This is a genomic window from Trinickia sp. NRRL B-1857, assembly GCF_050470685.1.
Taxonomy (GTDB): Bacteria; Pseudomonadota; Gammaproteobacteria; order Burkholderiales; family Burkholderiaceae; genus Trinickia.
This window is the reverse complement of sequence record NZ_JBFLUK010000011.1, coordinates 1,443,094-1,460,535: the sequence shown is the minus strand read 5'-3', so window position 1 is coordinate 1,460,535 and position 17,442 is coordinate 1,443,094. Positions and strand designations below refer to the sequence as shown.

At 59.7% G+C, this 17,442-nt stretch carries 14 protein-coding genes; 9 read left to right on the top strand and 5 right to left on the bottom strand.

Annotation, left to right across the window (positions count from 1 at the left end):
* Nucleotides 1–2 precede the first annotated feature (2 nt).
* The 5 genes from AB1286_RS26880 to AB1286_RS26860 all read left to right on the top strand — a co-directional run bounded on the left by AB1286_RS26880 (nt 3) and on the right by AB1286_RS26860 (nt 6,724).
* A complete protein-coding gene (locus AB1286_RS26880; protein ID WP_430366262.1) occupies nt 3–1,043 on the top strand; it encodes an autoinducer binding domain-containing protein in 1,041 nt (346 codons plus the stop codon).
* Nucleotides 1,044–1,227: 184 nt separating this feature from the next.
* Entirely contained in the window at nt 1,228–2,343 is a 1,116-nt protein-coding gene (gene dctP / locus AB1286_RS26875) for a TRAP transporter substrate-binding protein DctP (protein ID WP_430366261.1), read from the top strand.
* 83 nt (nt 2,344–2,426) lie between these two features.
* A complete protein-coding gene (locus AB1286_RS26870; RefSeq protein WP_430366260.1) occupies nt 2,427–3,242 on the top strand; it encodes a 5-oxoprolinase subunit PxpA in 816 nt (271 codons plus the stop codon).
* Nucleotides 3,243–3,874: 632 nt separating this feature from the next.
* Nucleotides 3,875–4,615: a FadR/GntR family transcriptional regulator gene (locus AB1286_RS26865; protein ID WP_430366259.1), complete on the top strand. Its 741-nt coding sequence runs from the start codon at nt 3,875–3,877 to the stop codon at nt 4,613–4,615.
* A gap of 714 nt (nt 4,616–5,329) precedes the next feature.
* The gene (locus tag AB1286_RS26860; protein WP_430366258.1) at nt 5,330–6,724 is read left to right on the top strand and encodes a hypothetical protein; all 1,395 of its coding nucleotides are present in this window, start codon (nt 5,330–5,332) and stop codon (nt 6,722–6,724) included.
* A 103-nt stretch (nt 6,725–6,827) separates the two neighbouring features.
* Here AB1286_RS26860 and AB1286_RS26855 read toward each other — a convergent pair whose 3' ends face one another.
* The 5 genes from AB1286_RS26855 to AB1286_RS26835 all read right to left on the bottom strand — a co-directional run bounded on the left by AB1286_RS26855 (nt 6,828) and on the right by AB1286_RS26835 (nt 12,335).
* Nucleotides 6,828–7,868 carry an LLM class flavin-dependent oxidoreductase gene (locus AB1286_RS26855; protein WP_430366257.1) on the bottom strand — a complete coding sequence of 347 codons (1,041 nt, stop codon included), beginning with the start codon at nt 7,866–7,868 and terminating at the stop codon, nt 6,828–6,830.
* Nucleotides 7,869–7,880: 12 nt separating this feature from the next.
* Nucleotides 7,881–8,567 (bottom strand): GNAT family N-acetyltransferase, encoded by a 687-nt coding sequence (locus AB1286_RS26850; protein ID WP_430366256.1) that lies wholly within the window; start codon nt 8,565–8,567, stop codon nt 7,881–7,883.
* Nucleotides 8,568–8,648: 81 nt separating this feature from the next.
* Complete coding sequence (locus AB1286_RS26845; RefSeq protein WP_430366255.1) at nt 8,649–10,088, bottom strand: helix-turn-helix domain-containing protein; 1,440 nt, start codon at nt 10,086–10,088, stop codon at nt 8,649–8,651.
* Between the two features lie 244 nt (nt 10,089–10,332).
* Nucleotides 10,333–10,716, bottom strand: a complete 384-nt coding sequence (locus tag AB1286_RS26840; RefSeq protein WP_430366254.1) for a hypothetical protein — start codon at nt 10,714–10,716, stop codon at nt 10,333–10,335.
* A gap of 518 nt (nt 10,717–11,234) precedes the next feature.
* Nucleotides 11,235–12,335 (bottom strand): type IV pilus twitching motility protein PilT, encoded by a 1,101-nt coding sequence (locus AB1286_RS26835; RefSeq protein WP_430366253.1) that lies wholly within the window; start codon nt 12,333–12,335, stop codon nt 11,235–11,237.
* A gap of 315 nt (nt 12,336–12,650) precedes the next feature.
* Between AB1286_RS26835 and AB1286_RS26830 the strand changes: the two genes are divergently transcribed.
* From AB1286_RS26830 to pilP, 4 genes are read left to right on the top strand one after another with little or no spacing between them, the layout of a single operon-like run.
* Nucleotides 12,651–13,799, top strand: coding sequence for a TcpQ domain-containing protein (locus AB1286_RS26830; RefSeq protein WP_430366252.1), 1,149 nt, complete (start codon nt 12,651–12,653; stop codon nt 13,797–13,799).
* A 32-nt stretch (nt 13,800–13,831) separates the two neighbouring features.
* Nucleotides 13,832–15,526 (top strand): PilN family type IVB pilus formation outer membrane protein, encoded by a 1,695-nt coding sequence (locus AB1286_RS26825; protein ID WP_430367329.1) that lies wholly within the window; start codon nt 13,832–13,834, stop codon nt 15,524–15,526.
* Nucleotides 15,527–15,548: 22 nt separating this feature from the next.
* Nucleotides 15,549–16,862 carry a type 4b pilus protein PilO2 gene (gene pilO2, locus AB1286_RS26820; protein WP_430366251.1) on the top strand — a complete coding sequence of 438 codons (1,314 nt, stop codon included), beginning with the start codon at nt 15,549–15,551 and terminating at the stop codon, nt 16,860–16,862.
* Entirely contained in the window at nt 16,852–17,442 is a 591-nt protein-coding gene (gene pilP, locus AB1286_RS26815; protein ID WP_430366250.1) for a type IV pilus biogenesis protein PilP, read from the top strand. Before pilO2 ends, pilP begins: the two co-directional genes overlap by 11 nt.

Below are 17,442 nucleotides of genomic sequence, written 5' to 3'. Positions count from 1 at the left end.
CCATGCGCACCATTGGCGCTGTTCAGTCAGAGCATTCGACAGGCGAAGTCCTGTTCGACGCAGACGTACAAGTGCTGAAGGATCGGGTCATCCTGCGCCTAGTGCGTGGTCTTGATGCTCAATATGTACTTGAGCATCACCTAGTTCGAATCGATGGCACGAGATTGATCCAGGTTCTCTCATTGGCGGAGAGTGCCGTTCTCGAAGAATTTATCGCTGCGGATCCGTACGGCGAACATCTGCGAACGCAATACGACTCGATCGGTCGACTATGTGGCGAACTGACGAACCGTTATACGGCGCATCGCCTCGTCCCCAGCGACAAGCTCGACGCGCTTAAAGACGTTGGCGCCATTGCCGCCTGCTCGAGCGAATCGGAAGTCATGGCGATCGCCGCTCGTGTGCTGGCGCAGTGCGGAGGGCAATCGTATACCTATCGTTGGCTCCGTATCGACGAGAAGACGGGCGCGATCGGCTTTCAGCGAACGCTGGTTGGTTGTCATCCCGCGTGGCTGCATACTTATGCGAAACGGCAGTGGTACAAAAAGGATCCGTTCGTGGAGTATGCACGGCGTAACGGGTCTCCGGCGCGCAGTAGCGATGTTTCCGTCTTTGGCAACGAACATTGGGGCCGTGAAGAAGCGAGCCGCTACGGCTTTCGAAGCACCATCGTGTGCCCGGCTCACCCTGCTTCTGGTCCCAGCATTGGTTTGCTGCAAGTGGGCAACGAACTGCCCTCGGAGGAAGGCGAGCAAGCGCTCTGGCAGCATCGCGTCCTTTTCAGGGCGCTTGCCGATGAGATGTTGGATTGGGGCATCGCTCGTCGACGCAGCGAAGAGGCAAGCCGCGTCGCGCTTGAACCTCGCGAGTTGGTTGCTCTGCGGCTTTTGAGAGACGGTCGTACCGCGTTCCATGTTGCGGAAAACCTGGGCGTTTCTGAAAGGACGGCCTACGGCATCTTCCGCAAAATCAATGACAAGCTGGGCGTCTCACATATTGCGCGTGCCGTCGAAATGGCTGCGGAAAGAGGCCTGATCGAGTAGGGAGTCGCCTCGTCAGGTCGAATGGCAAACTCTTTATCATACAAAATTCCTGTGCATTTGCATATGTCAGAATCAATTTGGTTTTGACATCGAAGTCTTCGGTAGAGTGACGGATATTCGGTGCGCGATTCGTTGAATCGTGGTTCGCGTACTCAACAGTGTTATCCATTACTCGAGAAAGTCAATGTTCAAGAGAACATTAGGACTACTAATCGCTGTCTCTGCCCCGATGTTGGCGCTATTTTCGCCGCAAACGGTTCGCGCACAGCAAACGGGACAACAGTGGGTGATCGCATCAGATCATCCCGACGATACTGTCGGTGGGAGCGCAATCCGGCAATTTTCGGTTTCGCTATCTGAACGTACCGGAGACGCCGTTTCCGGTATTATCAGAACAAAGTCGAAGCCAAAATTCGAAGAACTGATCGAAGAAATTCAACAGGGACGCTTGCAGGTCGTCGATGTATTTTCTGGATCGCTTGTTCGACTCGATCCGATCTTTGAATTGCCAACCCTCCCGTTTATCGTGCGCTCGGCGAGCGATGCTCATCAGTTGGCATGTATAGCGTTGCCGGCCTATCGCAGCGCGTTATCGAAAGCAGGTTTTCACTTGCTCTTTATCTCCCCATGGCCTCCGACCGGGCTATGGTCGAGAGAGCCCGTCGACTCGGAAGCTGACATCGCAGCGCTAAAGGTGCGGACCTATGACGAGGCTTCCGCTGAAGTGTTGCAAGCGATCGGTGTGCAGGCGGTGGCTCTTCCTATTCATGAGGTCGCCCCGCGTTTGCGTATCGGCAGCCTCAACGCCGTTCTCTCATCTGGAGACGGCGCGGTGGGGAAACTTCTTGCTAAGGACTTACCGAATTTCAGCGCTATCGGATATGCCTATCCGACATCGTTCGTGCTTATGAAAGCGTCTGTCTACAAGGCACTACCCAAGCGGCTTCGCGATCAGGTAGATGCAGCGGCAACTGATGTCTCCGAGCAGCAATGGAACGCATTCCCGCAGCGAATTCGTTCGAATTACGAACGGATGAAGTATGCAGGAGTCACGGTAGCGATGTCTCCAACCGGCGCAATGGAGTCGCGCTTGGCCGATGCTAGCCGGGATCGAGTCGAGAGTTGGCTATCGCGCGTGCCCGCCAGTTACGCAGAAATCATCAAATCCTTGCACGACGCCAAGGCGAAGGCCGTGACCGACGCATGCACGTCGAAATTCGATTCGCTCAAGGTCCAGAAAACGGCGCCGTACGCCGCCAGCGTCACAGCTTCGAGGGATGCAGTCTCGGCATTGTATTGACTTTGTACTTCTACCAGTGGCTCCGTCGACGATGGGGTGGCACGCGATGGAGTCGATACACACATAACGGATGGCAACCAACGATGGCTAAGAACACGATTGACTTGAATGTTGACATCGGCGAAGGATTCGCGCACGACGTCGAATTGCTCGACTACGCGACGTCTGTGAACGTAGCGTGCGGATGGCATGCGGGCGATCCGCTAACGATGCGAAACATCACCTCGGAGGCGATTCAGAGGGGGATTGCCATAGGCGCACACCCAAGCTTCCCTGACCGGGAAAACTTTGGACGGGTACCGATGGACCTCTCTCTGGAGGAGGTGTACGCCGGCGTGCAATATCAAGTCGGCGCATTGGCGGCAGTTGTCGCCGGGCTGAGTGGCCGGGTCACGCATGTAAAACCCCATGGGGCACTGTACAACCAGGCCGAACAGGATGCCGATCTTGCCCAAACCATTGTTCGTGCGGTGCGAGATGTCGACAGCGAGATGGCGATATTCGGGCTGGCCGGAGGTCAACTTGTGCGTATTGCTCGGGAGGAAGGGTTGGTAGCCATCGATGAGGGCTTTGCCGATCGTGCATACACTTCGACTGGCAAGCTCGTCCCGCGGTCGCAGTCGAATGCAATGCTGGGGTGTAAAGAATTGGCCTGTGCACAAGCAATCCGAATGGTGCTCGACGGGCGCGTGAGAACCGAAGATGGAAGCGACGTTGGAATTGACGTTCAGTCTATCTGCCTGCATGGCGATACGCCAAACGCACTCGCTTTCGCGAGGATGGTTCGTACGGAGCTGGCGAAAGCAAACATCATAGTGCAATCCATCGATCACTCGAGAAGTCCAACAGCTTTTTCCAAAACAAATGGGGTGATCCGCCCTGTCGCGGATGCCGCCTGATAAAACAAAGCATACGGTCCGGCTTTCGCCATAGGCGTGTAGCGGTTTCGATATTCGACTCGAGTGCGACGAGACCGCCTGTAAAGGATTGGCATTTGCCGAACTGAAGCGCTGCTTCCGTCTGCGTGATCGAAAGTCGGCACCTCTCCTTAAGTAGGTGCCCGAAAAAATCAGAATGGTCGGTCGGAGCGCTAATTCATTAGTAGTCCTAATTGGCAAGATTGGAATGCTCGTCTAACCGATGCGTTGAAAGCGGGTCAATCGACAATCGCCGGTCCGAGGCGCCGCTTACGGCGGACGTTGACTAACGATGAAGAAAAACCTACGTCTCGATGCGGCTGCCGGCCCCACGACTCGCGAGCAACTGGCGCGGAGAACGGGTCAACACGATCGAATGTGGGATCGGATTGTTCGTGCGGGCATAGTCATCTTTGCACTGGGTCTTTTCGGCCTTGCCGGTTTGGCCACGATAGAAGCCTTCCAGACGTTCAACGGGGTTCAGCCCTCGACGGGGACCACCTCATCCGCGAGGTGAAGAGCACCATCGACGTCGTGCTCTCCTTGGAAAATAATATGATCAAGAAAACCTACTTCGGTCTCGTGACAAAGTGGATGCTGCTGCGGGGGGCAGTATGAGCGGCCGCACGAACGTTCCCACCGATCCGGCGGACTACGCGCACACTCAATGGCATGGATTGGAGCAAACCCTTGGGAATCGTTCGTCGAACGCAGTCGTGGATCGATTGGCAGAGCGGATCCCTACACTGTGCGACGCGAGCGGGGCGTTACCGTCGCAAGAAAGGCTGGCGAAGGCGTTGGGCGTCAGCCGCGCGTTGCTGCGCGAAGCGCTGAGCCAGCTCGTTGCACGGGGTGTGGTCCTTGTGCGCGCCAAAGCCGGCTCTCGTGTCGTCGACGAACGAATGTGGCAACTCGTCGATCGTCACGTCGTTGGCTGGCGCCTGGCTCGTGCGACGGATCCGGCCTTCGCGGCGGATATCGCAGGAATCCGCCGCGTGCTTGAGCCGACCGCGGCCGCCGACGCAGCAAGACACGCAAGCCCTCAGCAACGTGCGCGGATCACCGTCGCGAGCGCAACGCGGCTCGCTGCGAGGACACTCCTCGAATACGCGAGCGCGCGGCGCGAGTTGCATGTGGCGTTGTTAGCGGCGAGTCCAAACCAGTTTCTCCAGCAACTGACTTGCCTGGTGCCGCCTGTCGATCCCGACCTTGATCCGCGTGCTGTCGCGCCGGAAATCCTCGAAGGCGAGCGCCGGGCTGTAGTGTTGCTCGACACGGCGATCCGCAACGCGGATGCGGGCGTAGCTCGCGAGGCGATCGAGCGCCTGAACGGCTTCGATCTGCCGCGCGTGTGAAGGCTCGGGCGCTTGATTGAGGGAGATGGAAGCGGCGCTGCTTCGGGTCTCAGCGAACCGGACGTGTATCGCTTCGAACGTGCGTCTTACCAAGAGGCAGTAGCAAAGTCGATTGCAAAAAATATCGACGATAAATTCGCGGAAACAGTCGATTCAAAAACGCTGATGCGGGATCCACTTCCCCCTTGTCTGCTTTACAATTTAGAAACGTCGCAGTGCATGTTCATGCGATATACAAAATTGTAATAAAGTAGTCTCGATTTCGTGAGGCAAGGGGATAAAATGGCACAGTGCATAAAATGCGGGGCTTGGTTTAAAGACGGAACTTCATGCACAACCTGCGGCCCGTCGACGTCGATCGTTGCGAGTAAGAAGAGAAGTCACGCTAACTATCTCGGTGGGCAAAGCACTGCATCGTCTTCCACCGCTTCGCCTGCCGTTCCCGTTCCATCCTCCTCTTCCTCGTCCCCGCCTTCGCTTTGGTCGTCGTCATCGCCTCGAGTTCAAAAACGTACTCGGCGCGTTCCCGCCGAATCGTCGAGCTATATCCTTCTTCACACCTTGGGTGGAAACGAGTTTGAACCGTTATCGGGAGACGGTGCCTATTCCGAATGGCTTCAGAAGGCGTTTACATCCTACCCCATTAACCAACGGGGATGTGTATTCTCCAAACGACTGGAATATGTCGGCGACCCTGAGGCTGCGGACTCATTTATGAGACCGGAGCTGAGCAGGCAGTTCGCGGAGCAATTTTTTAAAATTCTCGAGGAGAATGATTTTGGGTCCGCCTCCGTGATCGTTCTCAATTGGCACCTGAGGCAGACGGGTAGGCCCGGCAGATGGACCGGGAGAGGCCTTCATAAAGGTCTCGTCGATGTGCTGACGAATATTGCGAACGCATGGGGGTTCAGACTGCTCATCGTATACACGATTCATGAGCAGGAGAAATTGAAGACTTTCATAAGCGAGTGTGCTAGGCCTACCGGTCTCGTTTCGCTAAATCCAACGGTTCATCAGTTTCTCGCCAAAGAATTCACGGGCTTGCCTGTCGAGAGTTCCCAGGTTCCCGGTTTTATGACCTCACTGCACACATCGAGCGTCGAACATATCCTCAAGTTCTTGCCGCGGGACACACCGCCGGACGCGTTGAACATGGCGGGCTCATGTCTTCTTCAAATTCTCAAGGCTCACAACAATTGGCCTCGTCCGCGAGAACTCGCAAGGGTGTCCGAGGGTATCGTCGTATTTGGAATGATCTCCGCGCGCCACGGCACCACGGTCGAAAACATGAAAGCGTTGTGCTGCGCTTTGGGAAAATATAATGTCCCGAAGACATTCAAGGTTGTCATCATTGGCATGCCGGAGGTGAAGCTGACGAAGAACTTGAACACCCTCGCCAAGCAATACGGACGGCTGGTCGTATTTGGCGCGCTGCCTTCTTCCTTACCCTTTGACCAGTTTATGCAGAGCGTCGGGAAAGAAAGCGTCGCCAGCGCGGCGATAAAAAACGTGAATGTCAACATCGGTTTTAATCCGATTGCACAATGTCGATATGCGATTTCTCTTGATAAGCTCGGCTACCGAGAAAATGCCTCGGCGATGGTGAATATGGTTCGAGCGGGAAATTTGCTGTTTTCGAGAATTGGCGGTGAGACGGATGAAGATTTGATCGATCGCTGCGCGCGGGTGATCGCACACTGCCGTCAAGATCCTGTTCACTACTCGAACCTATTGGCCGAGCAACAACCTCGATTTCGCGATACCGATTCGACTGTAGTAGGTTTGCGACTCAATAACTTTTTCAGTGATCTCGTTAGGGCAGGGCTTCGGACGGTAAGTGCGCCGAATAAAACTATATTCAAATTGAGGCAGCCTTATAAGGTTTATTATGCGTGGGCGATCGAGAGCGTAGTCGTCTATTGCCAGGTAAGCGGAACGATACGGATCGACGGGAGCACGCGCGAAGGAAGTGGCGGAAAGCGCTATTTTCAGTTCACCGTGCTCAATGGGACGGTCATTGCCTATGCGACCGGTTTCCCGACAGTGACGCTGGCGAAAGGCGCTTTTGCTTCAACCCCGCTCTTCATTCACGAGGATTTCTTGCGCTAGCGTATCGCCGACGTGACGGACTCGACCGCTGCCCAACGGCGAAGCGCCACGAATGGCGAGCCAGATCGGGCAGCGAAGGAGCGCGTGCGGGTGACGACGTTTATTACGCATGCGCGCAATGCCGCGACCGCGCGAACGCCGGCATGACATCGCGTGCGAAACGCGCCATCGATGCGAGCACGCGTTCGTGCGACAGATCGCCGAACCAAAAGCTCGCACTGAAGTAGTCGCATCCGAGTCCATCGCGAATCCGTTGAAGCTGGCGAATGCATTCGTCGGCCGTGCCGACGACGACATAGTCGTTGCGCATCTGTTCATCGGTCGGCTCGCCGGGGAAGGCGTCCGCGCGCACGATGCCGTCTTGAACCTGTGCCGAGTCATACCGCAGCCGCACCGTAGCGCGTCCGTTCCAGCGCGCCGCACGTACCGCGTCAGCCGCATCCGCTTCGTTTTCCGCGACATAGACGGGCCGCTGCGTACCCACGAGCAGTCGAGGACGTTCGGCGAACAGCTCGGGATAGGCTGCGCGTACGTCAATGAGTCGAGAGATGGGTTCGAGCACGCCCGTGAACAGGTTCATGTCGGCACGCGTGGCGGACGCCACCGATTCGCGCTTGCTCGAATTCACCACGAGCCAAAACGGCGCGCGCCGCTGCAACGGTTGCGGATATAGCCGAGTCGGTGCGATCCGAAAGCGCTCGCCCTCGTACGAGAAGGTCGGCTGGTGGAGCGCACGTCGAACGATCTCGAGCGATTCCTCATAGCGCCTTTCGTCCTCGCCCTTGGTCATGCCGAACCGGTCGTACTGATATTGCTGATAGCCTTTGCCGAGTCCGACCTCCACTCGTCCGCCGCTTAGGACGTCGAGCGTCGCCAACTCCTCGGCCACGATGAGCGGATGATGCAGCGGCATCGGCACGATCGCCGGCCCAAGACGGAGGCGGCGCGTTTTCGCTGCGATATGCGAGAGCAGCACGAGCGGCCGCGACGTATACGCGTAATTTGTGAAATGATGCTCGGCGAGCCATAGCCGAGTCAGGCCGATCGATTCGGCCATTTGCGCCACGTCGAGCGCTCGCGCATAAATGCGATCCGCGGGTGCCGCGTCGGGCGATTGCATGGTCATGAAGGTGCCGAACTCCACGGGCGGGTCTCCTTATAGTGTCTCGGCATGCACCAGTGCATCGAGCGAGGCGCGCGCCTCTGTATATTCCATCGAATGAAATGCCGCTTGCGGTTGGCTTGCAACGGGTTGCGCCTCGTCGTGGGCAACCTCGTCGGGCGACGGCTCGAGAGAAGGTTTGGTCAACGCGAACATGAGCGCGTCGTCGATCTTAAGGCCCGCGTTCGGGCGTGCGTCCCAATTGCATAGCCGCCCTTCGAGCTTGAACCCGAGCTTTTCCATCACGGGCGTCGATGCGGCTTGCGGCGAGCAACACGCGAAGAGGCGATGAACGCCGGGTTGGGCGATGATCCAATCGATGAGCTTGCGCAGCGCCAGCAACCCCGCGCGCCGGCGGCGATGCGTCTCGCGCATGCTGATCGCCACGCCGATTTCGACTCGCGGCAGGCTGGGCCGAATTTCGATCATCGCGGTCAGATACCCGGTGCGCTTGTCCTCCAACGCCCAGGCGAAGCACGTCTTGCGCTCCCAGCCCAATTGCATTTTGCGAATCATGGTGCGTGCATCGTCGACCGATTCGAGCGTCGGCGTGGGCAACCATTCGGTGACTTCCGGGTCGCCGAACAACGCGTGATAGAACTGCGGTGCATCGCCCTCGGCGAACGGCCGAAGCAATAGATGATCGGTTTCGATGAAGCGAGGCGGATCGAAGGGTTCCATGACGACCTCACGGATCAGGCGAATATCAGGCGAATGAATAGCGCGCACAGGATCTATGTCTGTGCTCGGTCGAATGCACGATCAACGTGCGAGCGTTTCGGAAGGTGCCTCGTGAAACACCTTGCGGTAGCCGTTGACGAGCGTCGAGCGATGCTGAACGCCCCAACGATTCGCCACTTCGAGCACGCCGGGCGAGTGGCCATCGTCGCGTGTCAGTTCATGACGAATACGTTCCATCCGTTGGCGGCGGATGAGCTGACACGGCGACAAGCCGAGGTGCGTCTTGAAGGCCGCCTGGATGGCGCGTTCGCTGACGCCGATATGGGCGGCCAGCTCGCGCACCGATAGGTCGTGACGGTCGAGGTTCTCCATCATGTAGCGATAGGCGCGCCGGTATTTGCCGGGCAGGCGCGCGCTCACATCGTCGGACACGGGTTGGCGCATGTCTTGCAGCGAATCTGCGGTCGCACCGGTCATCGAGATGTTGTCCGCACGCACGTGGCGAATCGAAGCCAGCGCATAGCGCCCGTAGAGCTGCGCGTATTCCTGAATGCGGCCTTGACGCTGACGCACTTTGGACAGGCAATAGGCGTACTCCAAGTACCAACGCTCATGCCAAGGTTGTTGCGCTTGACTGACTCGACACTGTTCGAGCATCGATTCGGCCGTGTTGGGTGCGCCGGCCGCGAGTGCCGCGACGGCGATTTCGAGGCAAAGGCCGCGGTGGTATGAGCTAACGCCCGCGCGCGCCGCCCAATGCAGGTGCTCATCGAGCTTGTCGGCGACTTCGCGCCGCCCCGCGGCAAATGCTTGCAGATGAGCCAGATAGGCGAGGCGCGCTTCGATGAGTGCAATGTGTGCATCGGGTTTAACGTTTGCGGTATCGACGACACCCTCGGCCAAGGCGGGCCGGTCCGATTCGATCGAGCGCCAGTAGATGTGATCGTGCAGCTCCTGCGCGTTGCGCACGTGCTGTTGGATGCGAAGATCGCGCGCCAACGAGGAGGCAAGCGTCGACCAACGCGGATCTGCGGCTTGCGCGGCTAGGGCTGCGAGCGTGTCGGCACGTGCGTCAATGGACGATAGCCGGCCCAATTGATGAAGCACGAGGATTTCGCCGACAAGGCTTTCCATCCTTTGTCGATCGGTGGCTTGCGCGTCGCCGCTAATGCGCGCGAAGCATGTGAGCGCAGTCGTGAAACGATGTTGGAAGAAGGCTTGCCAACCGGCGTTGCGGCACGAGACCGTGCGTAGCGTGATGCGGCAATCGCGAATGAGGCGTTGCGCCGAGCGATACGTTTCCTCGGCTTCCACGGGACGGCCGAGCACCAATTGCGCGTCGCCATACGCAAGCAGCGCCGTGTGATCGGTGTCGCGGCCCGTGCCGTCGGGCTCCGACCACGCTGCCGCGGTCGAGCAGGCATCGGTCAATTGGCCGGCGATGACTTTGCGCGTATAAGTGGGAAAGCGCTCGTGAGCCGAGAGTGCGGAAACGACGGCGAAGTAAAGGCTCGAGAACATGACACACTCCATTGAGATCGTTGTGCTTGCAAACGGATCGACACCCTGTGTCTTGGCTGCAATCTTCTCAACGGCGGTCGCGTCTTCGTTCGAATTGTGATGGTTTGTTACGTTGCGCCGAAGCGGGGCTCTAGCATAGCGGCGCGGCATAAATGTGAAATGCGCCGCGGGAATGCGGCGCATCGTATCGCTTTCAATTTCGCTACAACTGAATAAAAAAGAAAGGCCGGATGGGAACCCAACGTTATTGGATCTTTTGCGACGCTTTGGACACGCTGCCCACCAAATCCTTTTGGAATTCGATGGTGGTCTCGATAAGCTTGACGGCCATGGAGCGTTGAGCGGCTTCCATTTGCATTTGCATCATCGCTTCCATATTGGAGTTCATCACGTGGTTGGCCGTGCCTGAGAGCTGGTTGCCCGCGTTCCCGACGTCCTCGGTTTTGTGCAGTAAGGCGTTGTTATTGAACCCTGGGCGCGAACTGAGGCCTCCTAGCTGCGGCGACGTGCTCTGATGACTAGATCGATGCTCGGGGCCGGACGGGGTTTCGGTGTTGCCGTGAGGGGCGGTGAGGTCGGCCTCTACCGGGGTAGAGGTATTGGTACCAATAGAGGCAGTTTCGTTCATAGCGCTTTCCTCGTAAAGTAACCGGCTCTGCGCCGGAGCGAAGTGGGGCGTTGTTTGAGCAACTACCCCAATGCGGCAGTTGTACGTGACCGCACCCATTGGAGCGCTTTCTCTCGCGAAGTCCCAACTTCCAAAACGAAGCGAAGCGCGCGCCGATCGCCTCTATGGTTGCCAGTGCAACCTTTTCATAACAAACGGAAGAGATGACCTCATAAAACGCTATCGATGCGATAGTCGGAAAATTAAACCGAGTGAATCGCTCGGAAATATAAATGAAACATTACGCATGCACTAAATTGGCTCTGGTGAAAACCCTAATGCGCACGCTATACTCCCGTGCCGATAAGGCTGGGGTCTCAGGAAGCGTGCGCAGTGCGGTTTTTCTTTTTTGTACAAATAAGATGTACCGCTAAGCGTCAGATAAAGGTAAGTTTCGCTACCGATAATCGGCGCATCGCGAGTTTGTAAATCTTTGTCAAACATCGTGCGCGACGTGCGTCCGACCGGTTTTAATCCGGTCAACGCTTGATCGAACCTTGGAGCATCTCATGCAGTTCCATCCGATTGTAGGTGGCACGCAGCGCGTCGCGCGACGAGATCGTGCCGCGCGAGACGAGCGAAGCCAGATGTTCGTTCATGGAACGGGACATGTTGTCTTCCTTGCGACGGATGAACTCGCCCACGAAATGCAGCTTGTTCGGGTCGACGAGCAGTTTGCTCACTTGTTGGTTCGTGTTGAAGAGCAGTTCGCTCGCAAGTGCGAAGTTCTCGCCGTCTTCGGTCGGCACGAGGCTCTGGCAGATGACGCCGATCAGCGAGTTGGCGAGCGAGACGGCGTGGCGTTCGCGCTCCATGGCGGGAAAGAAGGACAACAAGCGTGTAAGCGTGCTGAGCGCACTGCTCGTATGCATCGTGGCGAATACGAGGTGGCCCGATTCGCCGGCTTGCAAGACGGTCTCGGCCGTTTCGAGGTCGCGCACTTCGCCCACCATGATGACGTCGGGCTTTTGTCGCAGCGCCTCGCGCAGGCCGGCCGAGAAGCTCGAGGTGTCGGTGGGCACTTCGCGCTGCGAAACGATCGATTGGCGGCTGTCGAGGTAGTACTCGATGGGTTCCTCGATCGTGATGATGTGCGAGTTGCGCGTTCGGTTGACGTGATCGAGCAACGACGAAATCGTCGTCGTTTTGCCGGAGCCCGTGGGGCCCGTCACGAGCACGAGGCCTTTGGTCGCTTCGAGCATCGTCTTCACGTACGCAGGCAAGCCGAGCTTGTCGAGCGCAAGCGGCTCGAGCGGCAAGCGGCGCATCGAGATAACGGTTTTGCGGCCGCCCGAGCTGCGGTAGACGTTGCAGCGCAAGCGGCAGCGCGTCAGCAGGAACGGGCGATCGAGGGCGCCGACGGCGAGACGCGTTTGCCAGTCGGGATCGATCGCATCGAGCATCGGCAACATCTCTTCGAAGAGCACGGGGCCGTCGCCCGTTTCGACCCAGCCGCGCGGCGTCTTGATCATGATGGGGCGATCTTGCTCGATGTGGATGTCGGTGAAGGTTTGGCGTAAATCGACGAGGTCCAGTATCTCGCGCGTTAGATCGCGCATCGTGCCGAAGTCGGTAGTCATAGCGGTAAGTGGTGGTTTGAAGTGAAGGCCGCGGGGCGCATCGAAGGCTGCGCAGCGAGTCACCGCGGCGGATGTCGCGAGCTTATGAATTAACGCAGTCAAAGTAAAGCAGGCTTAAGCAGTCCAAAACAAACGAAACAGCCGGAAGATTCCGGGCCCGGACGGTGTGGGCAACTGGAGCGAAACCGGCGGCAGGCAAGCCGTCTCGTGGGGGGACGGCTACGAGGGTGCAGACTTTCGCCCATATCGTCGGACGCGGTTTGCGTGTCCGGGCTTGCCGCTGGCTTTGTTGATCGAATCGGCAAGGACAAGAATATGCAGAAGCTGACAGTGTGCATTGCCGTTCTCGCGGGTATGGCATGCGGCATCGCCGATGGCTCCGCGGCGTTGGCGAAATCGTTGGATTCGGAGCAGGTACGCGTCGCGGGCGAGGCCCGCGCCGTGCCGCGCGTCGAAGAGGGCGGCCGCAGTGTGCCTCTTCGACACGCGCTCGAACAAATCGTCCCGCCCGCGTACAGCATCAACATGCCCAACGCGGGGCCCTGGGCCGACGTGCCGGTGAGTTGGCACGCGCATGTTCCGTTCGTCGTCGCGCTGCGCGAGGCGCTTGCCGCCGATCCCACGCTGAGCGCCGACGTCGACGTACGCCTTCGACTCGTCACGGTGCGCGCGAACTTGAGCGCGGCCGGCAGTGCCATGAGCGACGATGCGAGTCTCGCGATGCGACATGTATGGGGCTTGCCGCCCGATGCCAACGCGCCGGCAGCGCCGACCGTGCCTGTGCTCAAGGCGCAACCGCCGTTGCTCGCGGCGATGCAATCGGCGCCGGCCGCCGCGCAGCCCATGGCGGTTAGCGCTTCGCCCGAAGCGAATCGTGCCGTGAATCAAACGGCAACCCCTCTCGCCAAGCCCGCGATGCTTTCCGCGCCGGCGCAACCGGTGGTTGTTGCCGCACCCGCTGCACCGGCTGCACCGGTCGTGTCCAAGGCGCCGGTCCCGGCACCTGTGTCGCCAGCCACGGAGGTATCGCGCTCGAATATCGCGAGCACGTCGAGCGTTCCGGGCACGGGAACTACCGCATCCGCCCAGAACACGACACCCCCCAAAAGCTCGCCGGCGAACGCCCGAGCGGTTGTGGCGACGACGGTTAGCGCACCGGCTGCGTCCGACCCGCATACAGATGCGCCTCCGGCGCCGTCGGAGCCGATTCGAAGCTGGCATCTCTCGCTGTCGGACCATACCGTTAAGACCGTGCTTACGCGCTGGGCGAAAGAAGACGGATGGCAACTCGTGTGGGACGTGCCGATCGATTTCGGCGTCGATGCCGATGCCACCGTCACGGGCACCTTCGAGCAGGCATTGGAAGCTGTCGTCGAAGCGCTGAAGAAATCCGACACGCCGATTCAGGCGGTTCTGTACCGGGGTAACAAAGTTCTGCGAATCGTCGCGAAGGGGGCAGCATGATGCGCAACATCCGTTCGACACGCTGCACGGCAATGGTTATGTCGTTAGTGTTCCTAATGAACGCGGGCTGTTCCGGCCTTTCGCAACGCATCAGCGATGCGGCGGACCAAGATGCCGCGCATAGCCATGCGCTCGTCGCAGATACGAGCAAGGGCCACAATGCGGTTCGCGCGCTCGACGACGTGGTCGTCGACAACGGCATCTGGCTGTCCGGCCGCACCGTGAAGCTCGGCACGGAGGCGGTGTTGCCCGCGATCTTCGCGCAACCGGCGACGTTCGATCGATCGGTCGCCTCGCTGCAAGAGTTCGCCGAACGCGTGACGCGCCTCACGCAATTGCCGACGAAGGTCGCCCCCGATGCGAACGCAGCGGCCGAGCGCACGCTCGAAGGTGTCGCGGGGAGCGACGGGCGCTCGGGCTCGGCGGGGGGCAACGCCAACGGCGCAGTCGCGGTCAAACCCCCGCTGCCCACGGCGCGCGGCTCGCTTGCGGGCGGTACAGGCGGCAGCGCCATGCCGCTGCATATCGTCTACAGCAACGGCGATCTGAAAGGGTTGCTCGATTCGGCCTGCGCACAGTTCGGCGTGTATTGGAAATACGCGAACGGGGTCGTCGATTTCTATTTCACCGATACGCGCACGTTCCAAGTCAGCGCGGTGCCGGGCGATTCGGCGGTGAAGGCCAATGTGGTCAGCTCGGCCACCAACTCGAACGCGAGCGGCAGCGGTACGAGCGGCACGATCGGTTCGACGGGTACCTCGGGCGGCTCGGGCGGCACGGGCGTGTCCTCGGACAACAGCTCGACGACGCTGGTCAATACGCAGTTGTCGATCTTCGGCAGTTTGGATGCCGCGATCAAAGCGATGCTCTCGCCGTACGGGCAGGTGGTGTCCTCGCCAGCCACCGGCTCGATCTCGGTTACCGATACGCCCGACGCACTCGAGCGCGTCGCGAACTTCATGCAGGAGCAAAACCGCGTGATGTCGCGGCAAGTCATGATCAACGTGACGGTGCTCACGGTCACGCTATCCGACCAGGACAGCTACGGCATCGATTGGACCGCCTTCTATCAAGCGCTCGGAACGCGATTCAATCTCGCGAACTCGTTTCCCGCGACGCTTACGAATCCCGTGTCGTTCTCGGCCTCGGTCATCACGCCGAACAGCCGCGCGAACGGAACGGTGGCCGCGATTTCGGCCTTGTCGGAACAAGGCAAGGTGCGACGCAAAACGTCCGCATCCGTGACGACGCTCAACAATCAGCCCGTGCCTGTCCAAGTCGCGACGCAGCAAGGCTATCTCGCCTCGATCTCGACGACGAACACGGCCAACGTGGGCTCGGAAACGTCGCTGACGCCGGGCACGGTGACGACGGGTTTCAACATGACGTTGCTGCCGCACGTGTTGGACGACGGCACCATCTTGTTGCAGTTCTATACGAACTTGTCGTCGTTGATCCAGTTGCAGCAGGTGTCGAGCGGCGGCACCAATCCGCTGCAAATCCAAACGCCGGAAATCGATACGCGCAACTTCCTGCAACGTGTGGCGATGAAATCGGGATCGACGCTGGTCATCAGCGGCTATGAAGGGACGAACGACAATCTCACGCAACGCGGCACGGGCAAAGCGCAGAACTACTTGTTCGGGGGCGGCTTCGAGGCCACGCGCTCGCGCGACATCATCGTGATTCTGCTCACGCCGATTTCGATGTCGGCGGCCGGCGCATAACGCACGCGCCAAGGGGCACATCATGTCCAATCTCGTCCTCCAGATCGGCCGCCAGCGATTCGTGAGCGGACTGTTCTGGCAGTCGCTGTCGCGGCGCCGGGAGTTGCGCAAGGAAGCGATCGAGCTCGCGCACAAGCTCAATTTCGATCTGCTGATCGTGCGCATTGGCCGCGACGTGGCCGAGGCCGGCTTCTCAAGTGCGCGCGACGGCGTACAGCCGGGACTGCTGTCGCTCGGCGCGATCGTGAGCGAGGCGATCGCGAAGCAAGGCGCGCATTACGACGGGCGTCAACAGCCGGCGCCGAATTGGCTCGGGGCGTTCAAGGTGCCCGACGGTCGTTGGGCCTACTTCGCGGTGCGCGACAACGTCTTTTTGCCGAACGGCGATTGGCTCGGCTCGCGCGAGGAAGTATTCGATCGATTGATCGCGGACTACGGCTTGGGCGGCTGGAACGTCGTGATCGGCGATGCCGAACTCGAAAGCCTCGGCTTCCACAATTTCTACCAACGCAGCCTCGACGAGTTGCTGCCGCAACGTAACGGCAAGCTGCGCGTTCCGCGCGCTTTGGCCGTGCAACCGGTGCGGCGCTCGCTTGGCACGCCGTTGCTCGTGGCCGCCGGCGTGGCCACGCTCACGCTTGGCGTCGCCTTCGGGTATGCGAAGTACCGCGACCACGAGCGTCAAGTCGAGTTCGACAAGATGGTTGCGCTAATGAAAGCGCGCGCGGTCGCGAACGGCAATCGCAGTGGGGCGCCCGCGCCGATCGTGCATCCGTGGGCCACGCAACCGACGCCCTCGGCAATGCTGCGTTCGTGTCTACGTGCGTTCGGCATCCTATCGCCGGGCGGCTGGCAACTCGACGAATATTCGTGCTCGCAAGCCAGCGCGAGCTACGTGTGGTCGCGCAACGGCTCGACGGTCGGCTTCTTGTTGGCCGCGCAGCCGAGCGCGCAGATCGACGGTAGCGGCGATCGGGCCGTGATGACGGTGCAGCTTCCGTCATCGCGGCTAGACGATGAGCCCCTCGATGCGGAAACGCAGTTGCGGTTGCGCTTACTCGATGCGTTTCAGCCGCTCGGCGTGGCATTAAAGCTAGACGCGGTGCAGCAGCGCGACGACACCTCGGTGAAGTCGACCATCGTCAATTCATTACCGGGCAGGCACGACCCGCCCGCAGCCGCGCCCACGTGGCGCGTCTGGCGCTTGTCGGCGAACCTCGAAGGCATTGCGCCCACGCTCGTCGCCCCGCTGTTCGATCAACCGGGCGTTCGACTTCAGAAGGCGTCGTATCAAAACGGCGCTTGGGTTGTGGAAGGAGAGATCTATGCAAGGTAAGTCGATCCAAAGCATGCAAGCGATTGCGCTCGCTTGCGTCGCGCTGGCGCTGTCCCCGCTCGCGCATGCCGCGCCGCAAACGCCGGCGGCGGCTCCGGTCTCCGCGTCGGCCACGCCGGCCGCAGCGATGACGTCTCCGCCGCCTGTCGTCGATGCGCCGTCCCCGCAAGCGCAAGCGACCGTTGCGGCGCTTACGCGGCTCGAGGGCGAGACGGTCGTGCTGAAAGCCGAACTCAAGAAGCTCGAAACGCAGACGCAAATCGCGCAGCGTACCGCTGAGCTGAATCGCTTGAATGGATCGGGCGGTCCCGACGAAGTGCGCGTGCGTGCCGTCGAAGGACTTGGGACGAAGCTGTTCGCGACGCTCGAGAGCCGTAACGCAGGCGAGTTCGAGGTCAAGGTAGGCGACACGCTGCCCAACGGCATGAGGATCGTCTCGATCAAGCCCAATGCCGTCTATGCGCAAGTGCGCGGCGGCGCGAAAGTTCAGTTGCCGATGGTCGGATCGTGGGATGGATCGGCCTATGCCGGCGCCCCCGAGTCGAACGCCACAGGCTTTCCGCCGCTGCCGAGGAACTGA

Coding starts and splice junctions, on each gene's coding strand:
- AB1286_RS26830 (WP_430366252.1), top strand. CDS start 12,651: ATGCAGAAGCTGACAGTGTGCATTGCCGTTCTCGCGGGTATGGCATGC.
- AB1286_RS26850 (WP_430366256.1), bottom strand. CDS start 8,567: ATGGAACCCTTCGATCCGCCTCGCTTCATCGAAACCGATCATCTATTG.
- AB1286_RS26860 (WP_430366258.1), top strand. CDS start 5,330: ATGAGACCGGAGCTGAGCAGGCAGTTCGCGGAGCAATTTTTTAAAATT.
- AB1286_RS26835 (WP_430366253.1), bottom strand. CDS start 12,335: ATGACTACCGACTTCGGCACGATGCGCGATCTAACGCGCGAGATACTG.
- AB1286_RS26880 (WP_430366262.1), top strand. CDS start 3: ATGCGCACCATTGGCGCTGTTCAGTCAGAGCATTCGACAGGCGAAGTC.
- AB1286_RS26870 (WP_430366260.1), top strand. CDS start 2,427: ATGGCTAAGAACACGATTGACTTGAATGTTGACATCGGCGAAGGATTC.
- pilO2 (WP_430366251.1), top strand. CDS start 15,549: ATGTCCAATCTCGTCCTCCAGATCGGCCGCCAGCGATTCGTGAGCGGA.
- AB1286_RS26845 (WP_430366255.1), bottom strand. CDS start 10,088: ATGTTCTCGAGCCTTTACTTCGCCGTCGTTTCCGCACTCTCGGCTCAC.
- AB1286_RS26840 (WP_430366254.1), bottom strand. CDS start 10,716: ATGAACGAAACTGCCTCTATTGGTACCAATACCTCTACCCCGGTAGAG.
- dctP (WP_430366261.1), top strand. CDS start 1,228: ATGTTCAAGAGAACATTAGGACTACTAATCGCTGTCTCTGCCCCGATG.
- AB1286_RS26865 (WP_430366259.1), top strand. CDS start 3,875: ATGAGCGGCCGCACGAACGTTCCCACCGATCCGGCGGACTACGCGCAC.
- pilP (WP_430366250.1), top strand. CDS start 16,852: ATGCAAGGTAAGTCGATCCAAAGCATGCAAGCGATTGCGCTCGCTTGC.
- AB1286_RS26825 (WP_430367329.1), top strand. CDS start 13,832: ATGGTTATGTCGTTAGTGTTCCTAATGAACGCGGGCTGTTCCGGCCTT.